The organism is Campylobacter sp. US25a, assembly GCF_004379075.1.
Lineage (GTDB): Bacteria > Campylobacterota > Campylobacteria > Campylobacterales > Campylobacteraceae > Campylobacter_D > Campylobacter_D jejuni.
Genome location: NZ_RYYM01000064.1, coordinates 1 through 898, shown reverse-complemented (window position 1 = coordinate 898; position 898 = coordinate 1). Strand labels below are relative to the sequence as shown.

Sequence of the window (898 nt, the reverse complement as noted above, 5' to 3'; positions counted from 1 at the left end):
AAACATAAAGATTTCTTACAAACCAGAAAAGAACCTTATGCTATTTATTTAGCCATAAATACAAACATAAAAAGTTATAATAATATTTGTCCTAGCGAGCAATATTTTTGGAAATTTAATGATATGAATGAGCTTGAATGCTATAATCCAAAATTTGGCATATATCTTGGTAAAATTGTTTTTGATAAAAAAGGCAACAAACTCATCCCAAAATACATAGCCACTAAATTTGAAAATTTAGAAGAAGAAGTTAAAAAGATAAAAAATCCCTTATGGCTTGCTAATAAAAATCCTAATTATATTAAACCTAAATTTTATGATGGTATGGATGGGGGTTATTATTTTGAAAGTCCAAATAATTTAGAGTATCAATGTAAAATAGAAAAAGACACTCAAATTTTAAGCCAAGAACAAATCATTTCCTATGTGAAAGAACTTTATAGTAAAAACACAATGATAATAAAAAATTATATTGATGCAATCAATAAAAACCATGGCATAAAACCTTTCGTATTTAGTGATGAAATTTATGATCAATTAGGAGAAGTTGGCATTCTTACAAAAGAACAAGCTAATAATTTTAAAGATAAAAGTTATATTAAAAAAAATCCAATATTGCTTGCTATGCTTGATTATTTAGCAAAACAAAATAAAAAAGATGAAGATTATTTAATCACTTTTGATGATGAGTATTTTTATGCTGATTTGGTTTGGAGTTTAAAAGATTTCTTATTAGAGCTTTCTTATGGTTTGTTTCAAGATGAAACCAAGCTTCTTTTTAATCCTGCAGCTTATATGGATGACACAAAAATAGATTATAAAAATTTAAACGAAGAAATAAATAAGCGTTATGAAAAAATATTGCTTGATATGGGATTTGAAGGAGAAAATGGTTATT

At 25.3% G+C, this 898-nt stretch carries 1 protein-coding gene; it reads left to right on the top strand.

Going from position 1 to position 898, the window contains the following annotated elements; genetic code table 11:
- Positions 1 to 898, top strand: an 898-nt coding sequence (locus tag ELQ12_RS10525; RefSeq protein WP_208379405.1) for a hypothetical protein, incomplete at both ends; no start/stop codon positions are given.